Consider the following 19,827-nt stretch of genomic DNA (forward strand, 5'->3'; position numbering starts at 1 on the left):
ATAGGGATTAAAAAAGAAAGGCCGCAAAAATAGCATTTTTGAAGCCTTTCTAAAATAGGTTTTTAAAGTGTATTTACGTTATTAAGGTCTTCGAAAGCCTTTTTTAAACGGGCTTTGAAAGTCAACTCTCCCTCACGCACCCATTTTCTAGGGTCATAGTGCTTTTTGTTTGGAGAATCGGCACCTTCAGGATTGCCGATTTGCGATTTCAGGTATTCAGACTTTTCATTCATATAGTCACGAATTCCTTCCATATAAGCATATTGAAGATCTGTATCTATGTTCATCTTGATCACTCCGTAATCAATTGCCTCTCTTATTTCTTCAACAGTTGAGCCACTACCACCGTGGAAAACGAAATCTATGGTGTTTTTTTCAACTCCATATTTTTCAGAAATAAAATCCTGCGAATTCTTTAGGATCACAGGAGTTAACTTAACATTTCCAGGCTTATATACACCGTGAACATTTCCAAAGGCAGCTGCAATTGTAAACTGGTCGCTCACTTTGCTCAACTCTTCATAAGCATAAGCTACTTCATCTGGTTGGGTATATAATTTCGAAGAATCAATATCTGTATTGTCCACACCGTCTTCTTCGCCACCTGTTACCCCGAGCTCGATCTCGAGGGTCATACCCATTTTGCTCATACGCTCCAGGTATTTTTTGCAGGTTTGAACATTTTCTTCCAAAGGCTCTTCAGAAAGGTCCAGCATATGGGAGCTGAAAAGTGGCTTTCCAAACTGCTCAAAATGTTTTTCACTGGCATCGAGCATACCGTCTACCCAGCCGGTAAGTTTTTTTGCACAGTGGTCTGTATGAAGAATGACAGTCGCGCCGTAAGCCTCTGCCAGTTCATGTATGTGTTTTGCGCCGGCAACAGCTCCTGCTATGGCTGCTTTTTCATCTTTGTTTGAGAGACCTTTCCCGGCATTGAACTGGGCACCTCCATTAGAGAATTGTATGATTACAGGGGAATTTAGCTCTACGGCTGTCTCCAGCACCGCATTTATTGTGCTGGATCCAATCACATTGACTGCCGGTAAAGCAAATTTCTTGGATTTTGCATATCGAAATATTTCCTGGACCTCTTTTCCAGTGGCAACTCCGGGTTTTATATTATGACTCATTGATTTGGTTTTTAGGTTAACAAAAATAAGAAAAATAGTCGGGTTAGAAAGGATAATTGATTCCTACGTTGAATACTGCTTTAGAGAAATTGTACCCTCTAAACCACCGATTTCCGGCTTTCAGGGCAGGATTGTAAGTCTTGAATCCAACATCGAACCTCAACACGAAAAAATCAAAATCGTAACGCAGGCCAATTCCTGTTCCCAAAGCGAGCTCCTCGAGGTCGCTAAGGCTGGTAAAAGTCGATGCTTCTTCCTCTACGACATCAAAAACGTTCCAGATATTTCCTGCATCGGCAAAGAGGGCAGCATGTAGGTCCCCAAAAAGGTTAAATCTGTACTCTGTACTGAGTGCGATCTTCATGTTTGCCTCATTGAATTCATTTCGGCCGCCACTGCTTCCGGGGCCAAGAGAGTAAGGCTGCCACGCCCGATTATCATTTGGTCCTCCTGCAAAAAAGGACCTGATAAATGGAATGCTGTTGGAGTTCCCATACGGGACAGCGATCCCGCCAAAGGAACGGATAGCGATTACATTGTCCCTGCCCAGATCCCAGTGCTTTATGTAGTCAACTTCAGTTTTTAGGTATTGAGAAAAATTCACTCCGAAAATGCTGAATCTTCCCGATTCATCTTTTTCTACACCGGCAAGTTCTGAAACGGCGGCCAAAATATTTCCGGCAGCTTCGACCTTTACCCGTAGCCGTGAAAAATCTTCATCATAAATATTTTCCTTGTTGTTGAGGATGTATGAAAAATTGGTGGCGTAAATAAGGTTGTCTTCAGTGAGCCTGTTCTTTCTTTCTCTAAGGTCGTTGAGAATTTCAGTTTGAGGTGCCGTAAGTCCGGTTACTCCTCCGGTACGTGCAGCCTGTAAAAAACCATCGGCACCTTCAGGAATTTGAAGGAACCGGGTTCCCTGATCTCCAATAGTGTAGAATTGATCTGGAGCGTTTACATTATCGGCAGTAGCCACTTGATTCAACTCCAGGTAAGAATTTCTATATACATTAAAATAGTTATCAGTATTAAGATTCCTGATGTATTGAATATTTACAAGGTCAAGGAGGTGTGTGAGATTATCGTTAGGCAGCCACCGGTAGTTCATGACTGCGGTTAAGCTTTGCTTGTCGAGACCGATGTTCGTTTGAGTGCTGGCACCTACGCCAAGGGTGGTAAAAGGGTACATGTATTTAGGAATGAACCGCTCTGTCTCAATTGGAAATAAAATTCTGGGGAGAGTGAGATCCACATCGACTCCTACTTCTGTTATATCGAAAAAACGGTCGGAATCATTTGCAGCATCCTTGGAAGAACCAATGCTACCGCGGCCTCCAATTTCTAGGATCTCAGCACCTCTAAAGACATTCCGGATCAACAGCGAACCACCAAATCCAATTCCAAATTTCTGGATATTACTTTGGGAGAGATCGAATTCAAATCCGAGAGAATATTTTTGTCTCGGGGTAAGGAACACGTTGGCGATAAGATCTGTTCCGGTTGTGTCGGAAGGATCTTCCATGTATTGAATGTTAGGATACCTAAAGATCCTGAGTTGGTTGAGACGGTTGTAAGTAAGGGTCCTGTCGGCATCTGAATAGATGGTTCCGGGGGTAATGAAAACTGCATTTGTTAGAGCCTTAGGTCGAAATTCCAGTTGATCAAAACTGTAGAGGTCGTACCCCTCATTTGATGCGGTATCTGTAATTGGTTCATTCCTGTTTTCAAACCTGTAACCGGGAAAGATGTTTACTTTGCTCACCTTGTGAACCTTGTAAGGAACCCTCGTTTCTACACCATCCACGGTTGCTTCGCGATTCTGGATGATAACCGCTGTATTTACTTTATGATCTGTATTTACAGTGTCTGCTTCAAAGCTGATGTATTCCTGCTCAAAATGGTATAAACCATTATTGCGGTATAATTGAGTGAGTCGTTCCCTTTCGGCTCCGTAATCCTGAGTTTTATACTGCACGCCAGGTACAATAAGTGAATTTGCCTTATGAGCCTCGTATATAGAATCGGCCACTATTGAAGCTATTCTGGTGGTAATGGAATCGACTATGTATGGTTCCTTGGGAGTGACGAAATAATTGACTTTTGCCCGTTTCTTTCTGGTGGGGATAATCTCATACGCGGTTTCGGCATTAAACCATCCATTGTTCCAGTACCATGCCTTCAGTCTTTCTGCAGAACGTTGGGTTTGTCCTTCTGTAACTATAGCAGGTGGTTCTCCCGTCTTCATGATCCACTCATTGATGTTAACGTAGATGTTTCCGAGCCTTACTACTTGTTTTTCTGAAAGTAAACTGGCAAGTCTTTCGGGTCTATTTGGCTTTTTGTGTAGCCACTTCAAATAGGTTGTATCAGGGTTGGGATTGGCTAAATTGTAGAGGTATAATTGCAACGGAAGGCCTAAAAAGGTCTTATTCGGCTCCTGGTAGATCTGGTTGTAAATATTTCTTTGAGAAATTTCTTCACCATTAACAAAAATGGTATTTTCTGTGAGAAGTCTTTGATCATCTTCAACTCTTTTTACAGCGTTACAGGAAGAAAGAAATAAAGCAGTTAAAAGAATTAATGATATTTTTGCCCGCAAATGTCTCAAGTAGCCTTTTTAATGTGCTCAAAAATACAACTTTGGTATGTTTAGCAAAAGCCAAATTAAACTTATAAAAAGCCTGTCTCAAAAAAAGTACAGGATGAAAAATGGGCTATTTGTAATTGAAGGCAAAAAAGGCATTTTTGAACTCCTGAATTCGTCCTTCAAGCTTCATGCACTTTATACTACCGAAGATATTTTCAAAGCTGAAGAGGACAGGACTTTTCTTATTTCTGAAGCCGATCTTAAGAAGATAAGCAACCTGCACACCCCGCAAGCCGCCTTGGCTGTTTTCCAGATTCCAATACCGGAAGTCCCAGATATGAAAGGACTGCAGCTGGTGCTGGATGAGATAAAGGATCCCGGTAACTTAGGAACAATAATCCGCCTCTGTGACTGGTTTGGAATAAGGCACCTCATTTGTTCCTTGGAAACGGTGGATTGTTATAATCCAAAAGTAGTTCAGGCTACCATGGGTTCTATCTCCAGAGTAAATATTCATTATTGTGACATTTCTGAATATCTCACTCAGGCTAAAACGAAGAAGAAAATCTATGGTACTTTTTTAGAAGGTGAGAATGTTTATACGAAACATCTTTCTTCTGATGGAATTATTGTGCTTGGGAACGAAGCAAATGGAATTTCTAAAGAAATTGAGAACCTCATCTCTGAAAAAATACATATACCTCAATTTGGAGCTGCACAAAGCACCGAAAGCCTTAATGTGGCAACAGCCGCTGCAATTTTCTTAAGTGAATTCAGACGGATGAGTTTTACTGAAAAGTAAAATTGAGGAAAACTCCGCGGGAGGACATGCTCTCTACGTTTCCTGTATAAAAACTATTGGGGTCATCATCCCTCACCAGCTCATCATTAATGGCAAACACTCCTCGTATGGAAGGTGTAAATTTGAAGTAGTACAGGTAAAGATCTATCCCAAAACCTATTTCATAGTAGAAATTATTAGTGGTCATTCGAAACTGCCCATCCTTATTATCATCCGGGTTGTTCTCGTTGCTGGAAAGATTTATCGATGTAGAAGCTCCACCCACCACAAAGGGTTTGTAGTTGCCTATACGGGTTGTAGAAAATTTTAAAAGCAAAGGAATGTGCACAAAAGTTGAGTTGATCTCCCTGAATGTCTTGCTATCGGCTTTAGTTGCCTGGAAGTTGATCCTGTTAAAAGAAACTCCGGGTTCCAACCTTAGGTCGAGGTGATCACTGAGCCTCATATTTCCAATAAGTCCGACGTTGAAACCTATAGTCCGGTCAACAGAAAAATCTTTTCCGGTGGCGGGACTCGCGACATACCTCTTATAATCGAAATCAAAGTCATAGGTGTTGAAACCCAAAAAATATCCCCAGGAAAAACGTTGCATATCGAAATTAGGGTTATTGATCACCTTATCCCTGCCAAACAACTGAGCGTGTGCAGGCAATGCGAAAAGTATGGCAATTACCAGTATCAGGAACTTCTTCATAGATCTATTTTGATGCCGAATAAATTGTCGCCACTCCCATAGTTTGAGGTTTGTGGCTCACATCTATAAACCCAATTTCTTTCAAAATATTGTTGAGCTTATCTCCATATGGAAAAGCAGCTGCGCTTTCACTCAGGTAACTATACGCTACCTTATCTTTTGAAAAGAGTTTGCCAATAAGTGGAAGCAGATTTCTGGTGTAGAAGTAATATCCTTGCTTAAAAGGGAACTTAGTAGGAACAGAGGTCTCTAAAATGACAAAAATTCCTCCAGGTTTTAAAACTCTTAAGATTTCAGCCAGTCCTTTTTCCAGATTTTCAAAATTTCGTACTCCAAAAGCAACTGTTATGGCATCAAAAGTGTTGTCTTCAAACGGTAGGGCTTCAGAATCGCCCTGGATCATCTCAATTCTCTCTGAAAGATCCTCTTCCCTTATCTTTTTTCTGCCTACGGCCAGCATTCCTTCCGAAAGATCAAGTCCAACGATTCTTTTTGCTCCTGTCTTTGCAAGGCTTATGGCGAGATCACCGGTGCCGGTGGCGATATCAAGAACTGCATGAGGATTGGTTTCAGAAACCATTTTCACTACCTTCTTACGCCACTTCACATCAATACCAAAGGAGATCACCCTGTTAAGGCCATCATAGTTTGTTGAAATGGTATCAAACATTTGTTCAACCTGTTTTTTCTTTCCCAGATCTGAATCTTTATATGGAGTGATCTTTTTTCCCATTCAAAAAATTTTCGCCAAAGATACAAGAATATCCACCAAATGCTGAGGCTTCAAACTAAATACTTCGGCGGTATTTTGTTTTGGTTGAGCTAAATACCTTAACTTTGTTCCCCTTGAACTTACTCGTTCCTTATGAAAATAATTATTGCCGGTGCCGGTGAAGTAGGATTTCATTTAGCTAAATTATTATCATACGAATCTCAAGACATCACCCTGATTGACAATAACAGGGAAAATCTCATTTATGCTGATGCCCACCTTGATATCCGCACTTTAAGAGGAGATGCTACTTCTATTGCTGTGCTAAAAGATGCACAGGTCAAAAATGTGGACCTTGTGATTGGCGTAACCAGCAGTGAAACCACAAATATTACTGTGTGTGTACTTGCCAAACAATTGGGCGCAAAACGCACCATTGCCAGAATTGCAAATACAGAATTTCTCGATAATAAGAACGAAATCGGTTTTACACAGTTCGGGATAGATGAATTGATCTCTCCTGAAGCACTGGCTGCCCGGGAGATCGAATTGTTGCTGAACCAGTCGGCCTTCAACGATAGCTATGAATTCGAGGACGGTGCTCTCACCATGGTGGGGATGACATTATCTGAATCGGCAGCTTTTGTGGGAAAATCTGTAAAGGATACTGCCAAGATATTTCCCGGAATCCATTTCATGCCCATTGCCCTAAGAAGGAAAGATACTATAGAAACTATTATTCCCAGGGGGAATACCACGTTTAAGGATGGGGATCAGGTTTATTTTGTTACCACAAGGGGAGGGGTGAACGACCTTTATAAGCTTACCGGGAAAAAACGGCAGAACATGAAAAATGTCATGATCCTGGGAGGAAGTAAGATTGGTCGTAAAGCATCCACCGACTTATGTAAGAAGAAAATGAACGTCAAGCTGATCGAAAGTGACAAGGATACTGCTTTTGATCTGGCAGATGAATTGCCAAAGGCGCTTGTTATTCATGGCGACGGAAGAAATGTAGAGTTACTCGAAGAAGAAAGTCTTCAGGATATGGATGCTTTCATTGCAGTTACGGGTAATTCTGAGACTAACATCATGACCTGCCTTGTAGCCAAATCAAAAAATGTAAAGAGGACAATAGCACTGGTCGAAAACATGGATTATTTTCAGTTGAGCCATTCTATTGGAATAGATACGCTGATAAATAAAAAACTCCTGGCCGCCAGTAATATCTTCAGGTATATCAGAAAGGGAGAGGTGGTTGCAATGACCAGATTAAGCAATATGGATGCGGAACTGCTCGAATTCATAGTAAAACCCACATCCAAGGTAAGCAACAAAAAGATCGTCGACCTGGATTTTCCTCGCTCAGCAATTATTGGCGGGGCAATACGCGACGGAATCGGAGTAATCGCTTTGGGAAATTTCAAGATTCTCCCGGGTGATAGGATAGTTATTTGTTGCCTTCCACATGCCATTCAAAAAGTTGAAAAATTGTTCCTGTAATGCCCAGAGTTAATAAACCCATAATAAGCCATATCATGGGGGTGCTGCTGGTATGTAACGGAGGCTTTATGCTTTCGGCAGCTGCAGTTAGCTTTTACTATGATGACGGAGTGGTAATGGAAATTCTGGCGGCCGCTTTGATTACAATTGGTGTGGGTTCCTTTGCCATGCTCCTCACCCGGGGGCACAAGAAAGAAGTTAAAAAAAGAGATGGATATCTAATTGTGACCTTTGGTTGGATTTTCATGGCATTGAGTGGTACACTGCCTTATGTGATTAGTGGAAGCATTCCATCCTTTACAAATGCCTTCTTTGAGACCATGTCTGGCTACACGACCACAGGTGCCTCAATTCTAAATGATATAGAATCTGTACCCAAAGGTTTGCTTTTATGGAGGAGTCTTACTCACTGGATAGGCGGTATGGGAATAATTGTCCTCGCAATTGCCATACTACCGCTACTGGGGATTGGAGGAATGCAGTTATTTGCTGCGGAAGCGCCAGGACCAAGTGCAGATAAACTGAAACCCAGAATTACCGATACAGCTAAGAGACTTTGGTTCATATATGTGGGATTAACTTTTGCTGAAACCATTTTACTATACGTTGCCGGAATGGGATTATTTGATGCTGTGAACCACTCCCTTAGTACTTTGTCAACGGGAGGATTTTCTACTAAAAATGCCAGTCTTGCATTCTGGAATGATAACCCGCTGGTGCAGTACATTGTCTGTCTTTTTATGTTCCTGGCAGGAACCAACTTCGTTATTAGCTATTTTGGTTTTAAAGGTAACTTCGGAAAGGTGCTTAGAGACGAGGAGTTCAAATGGTACACTTATTTTGTTGTTGGTTTTACCGTAGTTGCCACTCTCATTATCTTTTTTAAGGCAGATCCTTCTCTCTCTTCCATAGAGCACCCAATGGTTCTGGGAGAATTTGAAAGCGCCTTAAGGCATGCTTTATTCCAAGTTCTGGCAATCGTTACGACCACCGGATTTGTGACGGCAGATTACACCATGTGGACCACTTTCCTAACGGTTTTCTTCTTTGGAATCTTCTTCCTGGGAGGTTCTGCGGGCTCTACTGCGGGTGGTGTGAAAGTAATGCGACATGTCATCATGATCAGGAATGGATTGATCGAGTTTAAAAGAACCCTTCACCCTAATGCCGTTCTTCCTGTTCATTACAACGGAAAGAGCATTAGTAAAAAGATCGTGTTCAATATACTCGGATTTTTTATTCTTTATATGCTGTCATTTATTATAGGAGCCGTGGTGCTTGCTGCAATGGGACTGGATTTTGAAACTGCCATTGGAGGGGCTGCTTCTTCTCTCGGAAATATTGGGCCGGCCTTTGGCGACCTCGGTCCGGTGAATAATTTCGACTCTCTTCCTCCGCAGGGAAAATGGTGGTGTTCTTTTTTAATGTTGATTGGAAGGCTTGAACTTTTTACCGTGCTGATTCTCCTCACCCCGTTCTTCTGGAGAAACAGATAGTTTTTAGGCGGTAGTCTTTAGTCAATAGTTGGTAGTTTTTGCAACATATAACGAGATGGCACGAATTTGCAATCCGTGCAGGTGATGTCAGCATTCAGTACTTAACGTTTTGAATTATAACAAAAATACCTTTCAAAAATGTCATTTTTGAAAGGTACTTTAAAAGGGTTTTACCCCCTTGATTCTAAAAAAGTACAAATAACTTCATTCAGAAATTACTGTTCAGAAATTGCATTTTTGATCCGCTTCATAACTTCTTCTATTTCAGATTCACTGGCAGCATAAGATAGTCGGATGCATTTTGGGCTTCCGAAGGCATCTCCCGTAACTGTTGCCACAAGAGCTTTTTCAAGGAGAAACATTGAAAAATCTGTAGCATCTTTTATTTCATAGCCATTGATGGTTTTTCCGAAGAAGTGTGAAACATCGGGAAATACGTAAAAGGCACCCTCGGGTTCTGTAATAGCAAATCCTTCGATATCTGAGAGTAGGTCGATGATAAGTTTCCTCCGGCTCTTGAACCGGTCGATCATATATTGGATCTTGCTAACCGGTGCTTCAAGAGCTGTAATGACGGCGCGCTGGGCAATACAATTAGCTCCACTGGTGATCTGGCCCTGCATTTTATTACATGCTCTTGCAATTTCTGCAGGTGCACCTATGTAGCCTATACGCCAGCCTGTCATTGCAAATGCTTTTGAAACTCCGTTAACAGTTACCACACGATCATACATGTCTTCGAACTGTGCCATTGAAGCATGTTCTCCAACAAAATTTATATGTTCGTAGATCTCATCGCTTACCACAATAACCTGTGGATGCTTTACCAGAACATCTGCCAGGGCTCGTAATTCTTCTTTGCTATAGACCATTCCGCTGGGATTGGAAGGGGAGCTGTACCAGAGCATTTTTGTTTTGGGAGTAATAGCAGCTTCTAATTGTTCGGGTGTCATTTTAAAATCTGATTCTACCGAAGTTGGTACTTCAACGGGTACACCTTCGGCCAACTTCACAATTTCAGCATAACTCACCCAGTAAGGGCAGGGGAGGATCACCTCGTCTCCGGGATTTAGCATTACCATTGCCACGTTAGCAAGGGATTGTTTTGCCCCTGTTGAAACTACTATTTGAGAGCGATCATACGTAAGATCATTGTCTCTTTTGAACTTCTGAATGATCGCATCTTTTAACTCCACATATCCATCTACGGGTGTGTAAGAGTTGTAATTATCATTAATGGCCTGGATTGCGGCTTCCTTAATGAAGTCCGGAGTGTTGAAGTCGGGTTCTCCCAGGCTTAATCCGATAATGTCTTTTCCTTCTGCCTTTAATTCCCTTGTCTTGGCAGCCATGGCCAAAGTTTGGGAGGTAGACATGTTATTAATACGGTCAGATAGTTGATACATGTAAAAAAGGTTGATGTTTATGCTGAAACGGCAGGCTTCATTCCCATCTCCCGGAGGTGACGAAAATGTGCAGCGATGGCTGCCCTTGTGGTTTTATATTCATTATAAGGTAGCTGGCATTCTTTGGCTGTTTCTTTTACGATTTTTGACAGCTTACTATAGTGAATGTGGCTAATGTTAGGAAATATATGATGTTCCACCTGATGATTGAGTCCGCCGGTGAACCAGTTAACGATTTTGTTCCTGGTTGAGAAATTTACTGTTGTAAAGAGCTGGTGGATGGCCCAGGTGTTCCTAATTGAACCCGTATTGTCGGGCAACGGCATATCTGTTTTCTCCACAACGTGAGCCAGCTGAAATACCACACTTAGGATTAAACCGGCAGTATAATGCATGATAAAAAATCCTATAAGTATTTTCCACCATGCTATGGAAAGGATCAGCATAGGGATCACGATCCAGATCGAAACGTAAATTAATTTTGTTATTGCTAAGATGCTCCACTGCTTTACAGGATTAGGCATTTTACCGTATGATAATTGCCTGGAGAGATATCTCTTAGTTTGCTTGAAATCTGTAGTCAATGCCCAGTTGAAGGTAAGAAGTCCGTAAAGGAAAATTGAGTAGTAATGCTGAAATCTGTGAAAGCGATGCCATTTTGCATGTCTGCTGAATCTTATTATCCTTCCGGCATCAAGATCCTCATCGTGGCCGTGAATGTTCGTGTAGGTGTGGTGCAAAACATTGTGCTGCACCTGCCAGTTATAGACATTGCCTGCCAAAATGTATATGGTACTTCCCATCAATTTATTGACCCACTTTTTTGAGGAATAAGAGCCGTGATTTCCATCGTGCATAATGTTCATTCCTACTCCTGCCATTCCTGTTCCCATTACAATAGTGAGAAGCAACATCCACCATTGAGAAATATCCAGGGTGAGAATCAAGAAATATGGGGTGAGGAAGAGGGAAAACATGACTATTGCTTTGAGATGCAACTTCCAGTTCCCTGTCCTTTGAAGGTTGTTTTCTTTAAAATAAGTATTTACCCTACTGTTCAGGGTTCTAAAAAATTTTGCGGAATCTGTCCGCGAAAAACGTACTGTGGGTGTATTCATTAAATCATATATAATTTACAAAGGTATAAGATAATAATTCTTTGAGAGTATACCGGCTCACAATTAACTGCTTTAAATTATTTACTTTTGCGGAAAAATAAGAAGTTTGGAACTCATCGAAAAATATTTTCCCGATCTCACTGAGGATCAAAAAAATAAATTCTCTAACCTGCAGGATCTTTACGAAGATTGGAATTTAAAGATCAATGTGGTGTCCAGAAAGGATATTGATGAGCTTTATCTTCGACACGTGCTGCATTCTTTGGGAATTGCTAAAGTTCAGCGCTTTTTGCCTGGAGCATCAATCCTGGACGTGGGTACCGGTGGAGGTTTCCCCGGAATTCCCTTAGCCATTCTTCATCCCGAAACAAATTTCCACCTGGTAGACAGCATTGGAAAAAAAATTAAGGTGGTAAATGAAGTTGTAGAAGGATTAGGTTTAAAGAATGTTCACACAACGAATGCCAGGGTTGAGGAAGTGCCGGGGCATTACGACTTTATAGTGAGTCGGGCTGTAGCTGTGATGCCCACATTTGTTCACTGGATCAAAGGCAAAATTGCCAAAGAAAGCCGACATGAATTAAAAAACGGAATTTTGTACTTAAAAGGCGGAGATCTTTCTAAGGAACTCTCCGAATATCGAAATGCTGTTATTTATGACCTTCCTGATTATTTTGCAGAGGACTTTTTCGAAACAAAAAAGGTAGTTTACCTTCCGCTGAAGTACAAAAAATAATAAGGCCCAAAAACGTCGTTTTTGAGCCCTATTTCTTAATCGTTAAGAAATCAGTCTACCAGGAATTTTAGTGCCTGGGTAGAATCTTCAGTATAAACTCTAAGGATATACATTCCTGCGGCCGGAAGATCTACTGGAAGTTCAATAACAGTCTTTACCTGAATATTCCTATACGTGTAGATCTCCTGACCTAATGAGCTATACAGAACCGCTTTTTTGACAGGTGACAATTCAGGATTTTTTATAACGACCTCTTTATCCTTTGAAGAATATAGTAATTCTAAACCTGGAGGAGTTGGAAGAGGTTGTTCAGGTTTATCTATTACAATCACACCATCGCCATCACCATCACCATTATCCAGATCACCCTCGCCATCTCCCGGATCTTCAGGGTCTTCCTTGTTGCTAAAAACTATGGCGTATCGCTCGTGAAGATTGCCCTTCTCTACTTTTGCAGTAAAATCTGACTCCTGTAGGTTGTGGTAAGTGTCTTTCTCTATATCCTTAACATAAATAGGAAAATTAGTATCTACATTTTCCAGGCCGTCAATAGTGATTATAAATTTTCCACCTTCGGCTGTTTTTATTCCTAAGGGCAGGATGCGCTCCAGATTAAAATCAGGTACTCCCTGGATAACGAGCTCAGACTTACCCATTAACCAGTACATATCTTCTTTGTTATTGTCAATTAATGGCGCGTCAAAACCGAGATCAAATCCATTCGTTGATCGATTGTCGGCTGTTACCAGTATTTGTCTGTGATAACCTGCAGGAGATTTAAATTTTAGCCAAATCTTTCTTTGTTGTTCAACCTTATTTTCTGAAGAAGTAGATGTGTTTAAAGTTTTTTTATTGGCAGAGAAAAATATGACCTGATCCTGCCCATTGGATTTATCTATTCCTTCACGTTTATAGATCCTTTGAGAATTTTTAAATTTAATGGTGTTTCCACCCGTGGTTTCTACTCCTGATCCAGTATAAGCCGTCACAGTATTAACAAAAAAGGCCTGGCCAACAGGAATGTAATCCCCTGGTCTTCTACTTCCGGTTCTAGAAGGATCACTGTTATCAATCCTACTGTCGACTGAGGAGGCGGGTTCTACAGAACCAGATATGTTGAGAACCGCATACCCTCCGATATAATGTTCAAGATAGTGATCGGTTTTGGCAAAGTGGTCCCAAAAATAAAGGCTTCCGTTGAATGAGCTGCTTGAAGGATCGTTGGTGATATTATCCCATATAAAACTGTCTGCATCTATGGCGGAAGGGTAAGGGTTACCTACCAAATAATTTTCACCTTCAGAGGTCTGATTAATAGGTAATTCAATGGTCCCATTGTTAGGTAGTCCAACAAAGGTGTAGTTCTGTAGGTCATCATTGCTGGCATACCCGGATGTCCCTTTCATGCTATATCCCTCACCTACTTTTAAGGTTCCGGTACTTCCAATATGATTCCAGGAGAAATAATTGTTTGCAGTACCATGAAATTTATGAAGCCAGTAATTACTCACTCGCCGGGGATTGGTATAGGGACCATCGGCAAAGTGATACTGATTACCAAAGCTTAGATCTCTGAAAGTGGTTATTGTGCCATCTTTCATAACTCCTTTTATGCTATACGCAGCATTAAAACCAGGGCTTACTGGAGAGGTCCAGTAGTTGTAGTTGTAACTGCTAGCCGTTCCCTGTTGATCCCTCTCAAGGTAACCGGTACTTGTAGATGCTAGAAGACTGCCTTCGCTTTGTAGGAGTTGAGATTCCCCAACCAGGTCAATTACTCCCATTAGCTTTAAATAGTGAGTGACGGTAAGACTCTGGCCTGAATTCAATTCATTCTGGGGACCCGATGGATTACTAATCGTCAATCTTCCCGCTTCAGACCTCAAACCTAGAACAGTGATATCTTTGGCCTGAGAAGTAATATTATGATTAGTAACTACGATATTCCAGTCGATAAAGGTATTTCCATCCACTCCTATACTGTTCGGATGGTCCCAAACGGCTGGACGCAGCCATGTGTCATCTGCAGTCCATGCTCCATTTTTTGCTGAGATATAGGGAAGAGGAGCAGTATTTTGCTGAAGGGTGGTAATATTTACCATTTTCCCGTGGTAGGCATTTGGTCCTTTATCTATAGTTGTTCCATTTGTAATTTCACTTACAATAAGAGGATAATAAGCCAATATGTCCTGTGAATAATCAAGAGGGCCTGGAGCTGCCAATGGCAAAGCGGTCCCTTCCAAAGGATTACTTCCAATTTTCAATCTCTGGTTCATTAAAAACCTTACCTGGTTCTTTGTCAATGCCTTATTCCACAGTCTAACCTCCTCGATCCAGCCGTGGAAATAATTCTCAGGTACAGAAGTGCTGGAATTATAAGAGGCACCGATGATAAAAGGTAAAGTGGAGGTGGAAGGTGCGCCTGGCGTATCTGTTGAAACTTTTATACCATCCACATAAAGACCTGCATCAGGACCGCCTATTATTACTGAAATATGATACCACCTGTCTGTGCCAATCTGGTAATTAGAAGAGACCTCACCTCCGTTCCATCGGAACTTAGGTATATTATTATCTACTACAAGTGCAAAACCTTTGGTAGGATCGGAAAGGTCTGTTTCTGACATTACCGTTTTTACACCGGCAGTTTTTTGAGCACTCTGTTTCACCCATGCCTCTAGCGTAAAGGCACTCGGCAGGTCGAATTTATCTCCCACTACCACATGATCATTAATTCCATCAAAATCTAGTGTGCTACAACTACTGAAGGATACCTTCACATCATCAGTGGTCCCGCAAGGTACCGTCCACCTTAGAGTGTAGGTTCCCACATTTCCGGTGAACCTGCTATTAGGATCATTTACATTTTCAATTGTCCCTCCCGCTGGTCCATTTACGATACTCCAGGTTCCCTGGGGAGCTGGCTCTCCATCTTCTACAACAGGTTCGAAAACAGCAGCTAGAGAGGTGCTTAAATTTCCGCATTCCAGAACTTGATCTGGACCTGCGTTTGCCAAAAGCTCGGCTGGTTCTCCTATAAGTACATCTAAGGAAATTTCACAGCCGTTGGCATCCAAAACCTTGACAGTATAGGTTCCTGCAGTTAAATTGGTGGCTGTAGCAGTAGTTTGACCAATGTTCTCCCAGCTATAGATATATTGTCCTGAGCTTCCTGGGGTTCCCCCTGATGCAATTACTGTAGCTTCACCGTTATCACCTCCAAAACAGGTTACATCTGTTGAATTTACAAGTTCGAGGCTTAGTGGGTTCTCAGGTTGTGTTATTTCTACCTGACGACTTGGAAAAACTGTACCTTCTGTATCTATTACCTCCACAGTATAGAGTCCTGCAGGAAGTCCATTAAAAATGTTTTCTGATTGATAGGGTCGCACCACATTTCCTTCAGAGTTCTTTACCCTAAATTGATAAGCTGGTTGACCCCCAGATGCTCGTGAGGTTATAGTTCCGTTAGAAGCTCCAAAGCATAGTAACTCGTTAGCAAATGCAACTGCATAGAGAGGTGAAACGACCGTAGCTTCATTGTTCGTCGAAAAACATTTAGGAGTACTTCCGTTGCCATTTCCATTGCCATTACCATTAGTGCTGTCGGTCGTACCACATTCCCTTTGGATGTTATTCTGGAATGTAAGATAGATACCTTCAATTTTCACTATGTCTCCGCAGGTGTAATCTATTTGGAAAGTCTGCGCCACCTGGGGAATTGCAGCTTTATTAAAGAAACAATCCTTTACCTTGTACGTCTGAGTGGTATTGTCTTCAAGATTCTGAACTGAGTAAATTAGCTCAATTTGTAAAGAGTATCTTGTGGCGTTAGTGGGGAAATTAATATAAATATATTTCTCATCTGTCGTATCACAATTTTCTGAAGTAATCTTATTCTTGTTCTTATCTCCAATAAAATAATTGTCCAATCCAAGATCATTTGAACCACAATCATTTGCAAAGCAACCTCCCACGTACTGTATAACTGTATGTTCAAATTCTCTACCTTTTGAATCCCGAATAGTAAGTGTAATTATCTTATCTCCAATTGTCTCATATTCTACCTTGTGACGACCTTTGCCCACGGCTGTGGAGGGTGAAGCGCCTTCGCCGAAATTCCATTCATAGGTATATCCCGGGGTGCCACCTATGGCACCTCCATTTTCAACTTCAAAGTATGACGTCCTGATTATATCATCTCCTTCGCAAACTGAAATAGGGAGAATGTACCCTACTAAGGAATCAATAACCTCAACTACTCCCGTCGCAGTACAACCGTTCCCATCGGTAACAGTTACGGTGTAAGTACCTGCAGTCAGGTTTTGTGCTGTCTGTCCCGTTTGCCCGTTCGACCACGAAAAACTGTAGTTGGGGGTTCCTCCAGTAACCTGTGCAGTAGCCGTTCCTGTGGCAGAACCATACAACGTGGTTTCAGTAGTTAAAAATCCTGAAACGATCAACTCCTCTGGTTGAGATATTGAAAAGGATCTTTCTTTAGAACATCCATTGCTGTCGGTAACGACGACAGAATGTGTGCCTGGAGCCAGTCCTGTTGCTTGCTGAGTAGTTTGTCCGTTACTCCAGGAATATGTATAACTTCCGGTACCTCCCGTAGCCTGTACCGTTGCAGTTCCGTTATTTTGCTGATAGCATCCTGCAGTTGTGGTAACAGATTGGATATCCACAAAAGTGTCCGGCTCCTCAATGACCACATTTATTGTTTCAGTCTCGCAGCCATTAGCGTCGAAAGCTTTAACAGAGTAAGTTCCAGCCGGAAGATCTGTTTTAGTGTCACCTGCTCCAAGACTACCCCAGTCATAGGTATAAGGAGCAACTCCACCTGATGCGGCAACTGTAATTGATCCTGTTGCAAACCCATTACACAGAACATCCTGTACATCTACGGTTGCAATACCTACAGGATCAATTGTGATATTTTGTGTCACCTCACTTGAATTACCTGCAGCATCTGTAAATGTCCAGGTAATAGAACCGGATGTGGTAAAGGTATTAGAACCGGAGTAAGTTGCAGTGATTACATTGTCACAGTTATCCAAGGCCGTCGGTATTTCAAAAGTGTACTCACAGCCCCAAAATATATCTTCAAGTTGAGGAGGTACAGGAGGTTCATTATCTTCAACAACTACAGTCTGAATTACAGGTGTTGCAGCGTTTCCGTTGTTATCAGTAACAGTCCATTCAATTGTGGTTGTTCCTACAGGATAGGAAGAATTCAATGCCTCGCCGTCACTTCTTATGCCCTGAGGATTCCCTACTCCGCAATTGTCTGTAGCAGTAGCTTGAACTCCTGAAACTCCGGCATAACATTGTCCACTAATATTGGAAATAGTTATGTCTGCACCTGCAGTGATGACTGGTTTCTCGTCGTCTTCTACGTTAACGGTAAGAGATTCTGGAGTTGTATTTCCGGCAGCATCCGTCACAATGTAGTTTATTGTAGTTGTCCCGAGGTTAAAGGTGTGAGTTCCTACCTGATTTGTTCCTGATGCTGTAGTAGCTCCACTCATACTCCAGCTAAGACTGCTTCCGCTACAATTGTCGCTGATAGAAGCATTTGGAATGGCGATGGAAGCTGTACAGGCTCCAGCATCTGTGGTCTTTAAAATAGCATTTCCGAGGGTAATCTCCGGAGCTTCATCGTCTTCTATAGTAACTGTAAGAGATCCTGGAGTTGTATTTCCGGCAGCATCCGTCACAATGTAGTTTATTGTAGTTGTCCCGAGGTTAAAGGTGTGAGTTCCTACCTGATTTGTTCCTGATGCTGTAGTAGCTCCACTCATACTCCAGCTAAGACTGCTTCCGCTACAATTGTCGCTGATAGAAGCATTTGGAATGGCGATGGAAGCTGTACAGGCTCCAGCATCTGTGGTCTTTAAAATAGCATTTCCGAGGGTAATCTCCGGAGCTTCATCGTCTTCTATAGTAACTGTAAGAGATCCTGGAGTTGTATTTCCGGCAGCATCCGTCACAATGTAGTTTATTGTAGTTGTTCCGAGGTTAAAGGTGTGAGTTCCTACCTGATTTGTTCCTGAAGCTGTAGTAGCTCCACTCATACTCCAGCTAAGACTGCTTCCGCTACAATTATCGCTAAAGGCAGCATTTGGAATGGCAATAGATGCTGTACAAACTCCTGCATCTGTGGTTTCTAAAATAGCATTTCCGAGGGTAATCTCCGGAGCTTCATTGTCTTCTACAGTAACTGTAAGAGATCCTGGAGTTGTATTTCCGGCAGCATCCGTCACAATGTAGTTTATTGTAGTTGTTCCGAGGTTAAAGGTGTGAGTTCCTACCTGATTTGTTCCTGAAGCTGTAGTAGCTCCACTCATACTCCAGCTAAGACTGCTTCCGCTACAATTATCGCTAAAGGCAGCATTTGGAATGGCAATAGATGCTGTACAAACTCCTGCATCTGTGGTTTCTAAAATAGCATTTCCGAGGGTAATCTCCGGAGCTTCATTGTCTTCTACAGTAACTGTAAGAGATCCTGGAGTTGTATTCCCGGCGGCATCGGTCACAATGTAGTTTATTGTAGTTGTTCCGAGGTTAAAGGTGTGAGTTCCTACCTGGTTTGTTCCTGATGCTGTAGTAGCTCCACTCATACTCCAGCTAAGACTGCTTCCGCTACAATTGTCGCTAAAGACAGCATCTGGAATGGCGATGGAAGCTGTACACGCTCCAGCATCTGTGGTCTTTAAAATAGCATTTCCGAGAGTGATCTCCGGAGCTTCATCGTCTTCTATAGTAACTGTAAGAGATCCTGGAGTTGTATTTCCGGCAGCATCCGTCACAATGTAGTTTATTGTAGTTGTTCCGAGGTTAAAGGTGTGAGTTCCTACCTGGTTTGTTCCTGAAGCTGTAGTAGCTCCACTCATACTCCAGCTAAGACTGCTTCCGCTACAATTGTCGCTGATAGAAGCATTTGGAATGGCAATGGAAGCTGTACAAACTCCTGCATCTGTGGTCTCTAAAATAGCATTTCCGACTATAATTTCAGGATCTTCATTGTCAGTTACCACAATAGTCTGTGTTGCAGGGGTCGCGTCATTATTATTGGCGTCAGTTACATTCCAGGTAATAATTGTTGTACCTACAGGATAGGCAGCCGTCAATGCTAAACCGTCACTTCTGCTACCTACAGGATCCCCGACACTGCAATTATCGGTTGCTGTAGCACTTGCTTCGAACAAAACGTCACATGTTCCGGTAGCGTTGGACAAATTCTGATCCCCGTTGTGAGAAATAACAGGTTTTTCATTGTCAGTGGTGCAGTTCTCCACAGCAATGGCAAATATCCCGAATGGAGAATCATACCAATTTTCCGTCACTTGGGAAGCAGGTTGTGGATAGGAGTAAGTTTCAAGAGCCGGATAATTCCAATAGGAAAACCCTGAAGATGTCAGGGTGAAAAATAGTACGGCAAGTTTTAGAGAGGTAAAAATTTTCTCCATAGGCCTAATTATTAGAAACTTATCAGGGAGTAAAAGTAGGAAAAAAAATGACCCTGGGAGAATTTTAAGAAAAATTTATACGTTTAATGGCATGTTTAAAGGATGAAATACCCAGTTTGTTAATTGTGAAGACAAAAAAAAGCTCCCAAACTTGGAAGATTTTTGAGGGAA

At 41.9% G+C, this 19,827-nt stretch carries 11 protein-coding genes; 4 read left to right on the forward strand and 7 right to left on the reverse strand.

What is annotated here, in order from left to right; genetic code table 11:
• Positions 1-62 precede the first annotated feature (62 nt).
• Entirely contained in the window at positions 63-1,130 is a 1,068-nt protein-coding gene (gene fbaA / locus VR862_RS14510; RefSeq protein WP_324721739.1) for a class II fructose-bisphosphate aldolase, read from the reverse strand.
• A gap of 43 nt (positions 1,131-1,173) precedes the next feature.
• A complete protein-coding gene (gene tamL / locus VR862_RS14515) occupies positions 1,174-3,738 on the reverse strand; it encodes a translocation and assembly module lipoprotein TamL (RefSeq protein WP_324721740.1) in 2,565 nt (854 codons plus the stop codon).
• 37 nt (positions 3,739-3,775) lie between these two features.
• On the opposite strand from tamL, the gene VR862_RS14520 reads away from it, so the two are divergent.
• A complete protein-coding gene (locus VR862_RS14520) occupies positions 3,776-4,519 on the forward strand; it encodes a TrmH family RNA methyltransferase (protein ID WP_324721741.1) in 744 nt (247 codons plus the stop codon).
• Here the strand turns inward: VR862_RS14520 and porT are convergent.
• On the reverse strand, positions 4,506-5,213 hold the full coding sequence (porT, locus tag VR862_RS14525; protein WP_324721742.1) for a type IX secretion/gliding motility protein PorT/SprT: 708 nt from the start codon (positions 5,211-5,213) through the stop codon (positions 4,506-4,508). The two genes, VR862_RS14520 and porT, sit on opposite strands and share 14 nt — an antisense overlap.
• A 4-nt stretch (positions 5,214-5,217) precedes the next feature.
• Positions 5,218-5,946 (reverse strand): bifunctional demethylmenaquinone methyltransferase/2-methoxy-6-polyprenyl-1,4-benzoquinol methylase UbiE, encoded by a 729-nt coding sequence (gene ubiE / locus VR862_RS14530; protein WP_324721743.1) that lies wholly within the window; start codon positions 5,944-5,946, stop codon positions 5,218-5,220.
• Positions 5,947-6,078: 132 nt separating this feature from the next.
• Here ubiE and trkA point away from each other — a divergent pair, with 132 nt between their 5' ends.
• Complete coding sequence (trkA, locus tag VR862_RS14535) at positions 6,079-7,428, forward strand: Trk system potassium transporter TrkA (RefSeq protein WP_324721744.1); 1,350 nt, start codon at positions 6,079-6,081, stop codon at positions 7,426-7,428.
• Complete coding sequence (locus tag VR862_RS14540; protein WP_324721745.1) at positions 7,428-8,924, forward strand: TrkH family potassium uptake protein; 1,497 nt, start codon at positions 7,428-7,430, stop codon at positions 8,922-8,924. Before trkA ends, VR862_RS14540 begins: the two co-directional genes overlap by 1 nt.
• Before the next feature lie 215 nt (positions 8,925-9,139).
• On the opposite strand, the gene VR862_RS14545 is transcribed toward VR862_RS14540, so the two are convergent.
• A complete protein-coding gene (locus VR862_RS14545; RefSeq protein ID WP_324721746.1) occupies positions 9,140-10,330 on the reverse strand; it encodes a pyridoxal phosphate-dependent aminotransferase in 1,191 nt (396 codons plus the stop codon).
• Positions 10,331-10,347: 17 nt separating this feature from the next.
• Complete coding sequence (locus VR862_RS14550) at positions 10,348-11,448, reverse strand: fatty acid desaturase family protein (protein ID WP_324721747.1); 1,101 nt, start codon at positions 11,446-11,448, stop codon at positions 10,348-10,350.
• Between the two features lie 106 nt (positions 11,449-11,554).
• Here VR862_RS14550 and rsmG point away from each other — a divergent pair, with 106 nt between their 5' ends.
• Positions 11,555-12,184: a 16S rRNA (guanine(527)-N(7))-methyltransferase RsmG gene (gene rsmG / locus VR862_RS14555; RefSeq protein ID WP_324721748.1), complete on the forward strand. Its 630-nt coding sequence runs from the start codon at positions 11,555-11,557 to the stop codon at positions 12,182-12,184.
• A 50-nt stretch (positions 12,185-12,234) separates the two neighbouring features.
• Here rsmG and VR862_RS14560 read toward each other — a convergent pair whose 3' ends face one another.
• A complete protein-coding gene (locus VR862_RS14560) occupies positions 12,235-19,656 on the reverse strand; it encodes a DUF8693 domain-containing protein (RefSeq protein ID WP_324721749.1) in 7,422 nt (2,473 codons plus the stop codon).
• Between the last annotated feature and the right edge of the window lie 171 nt (positions 19,657-19,827).

This window comes from Salinimicrobium aquimaris (assembly GCF_035607535.1).
In the GTDB taxonomy this organism is placed as follows: domain Bacteria; phylum Bacteroidota; class Bacteroidia; order Flavobacteriales; family Flavobacteriaceae; genus Salinimicrobium.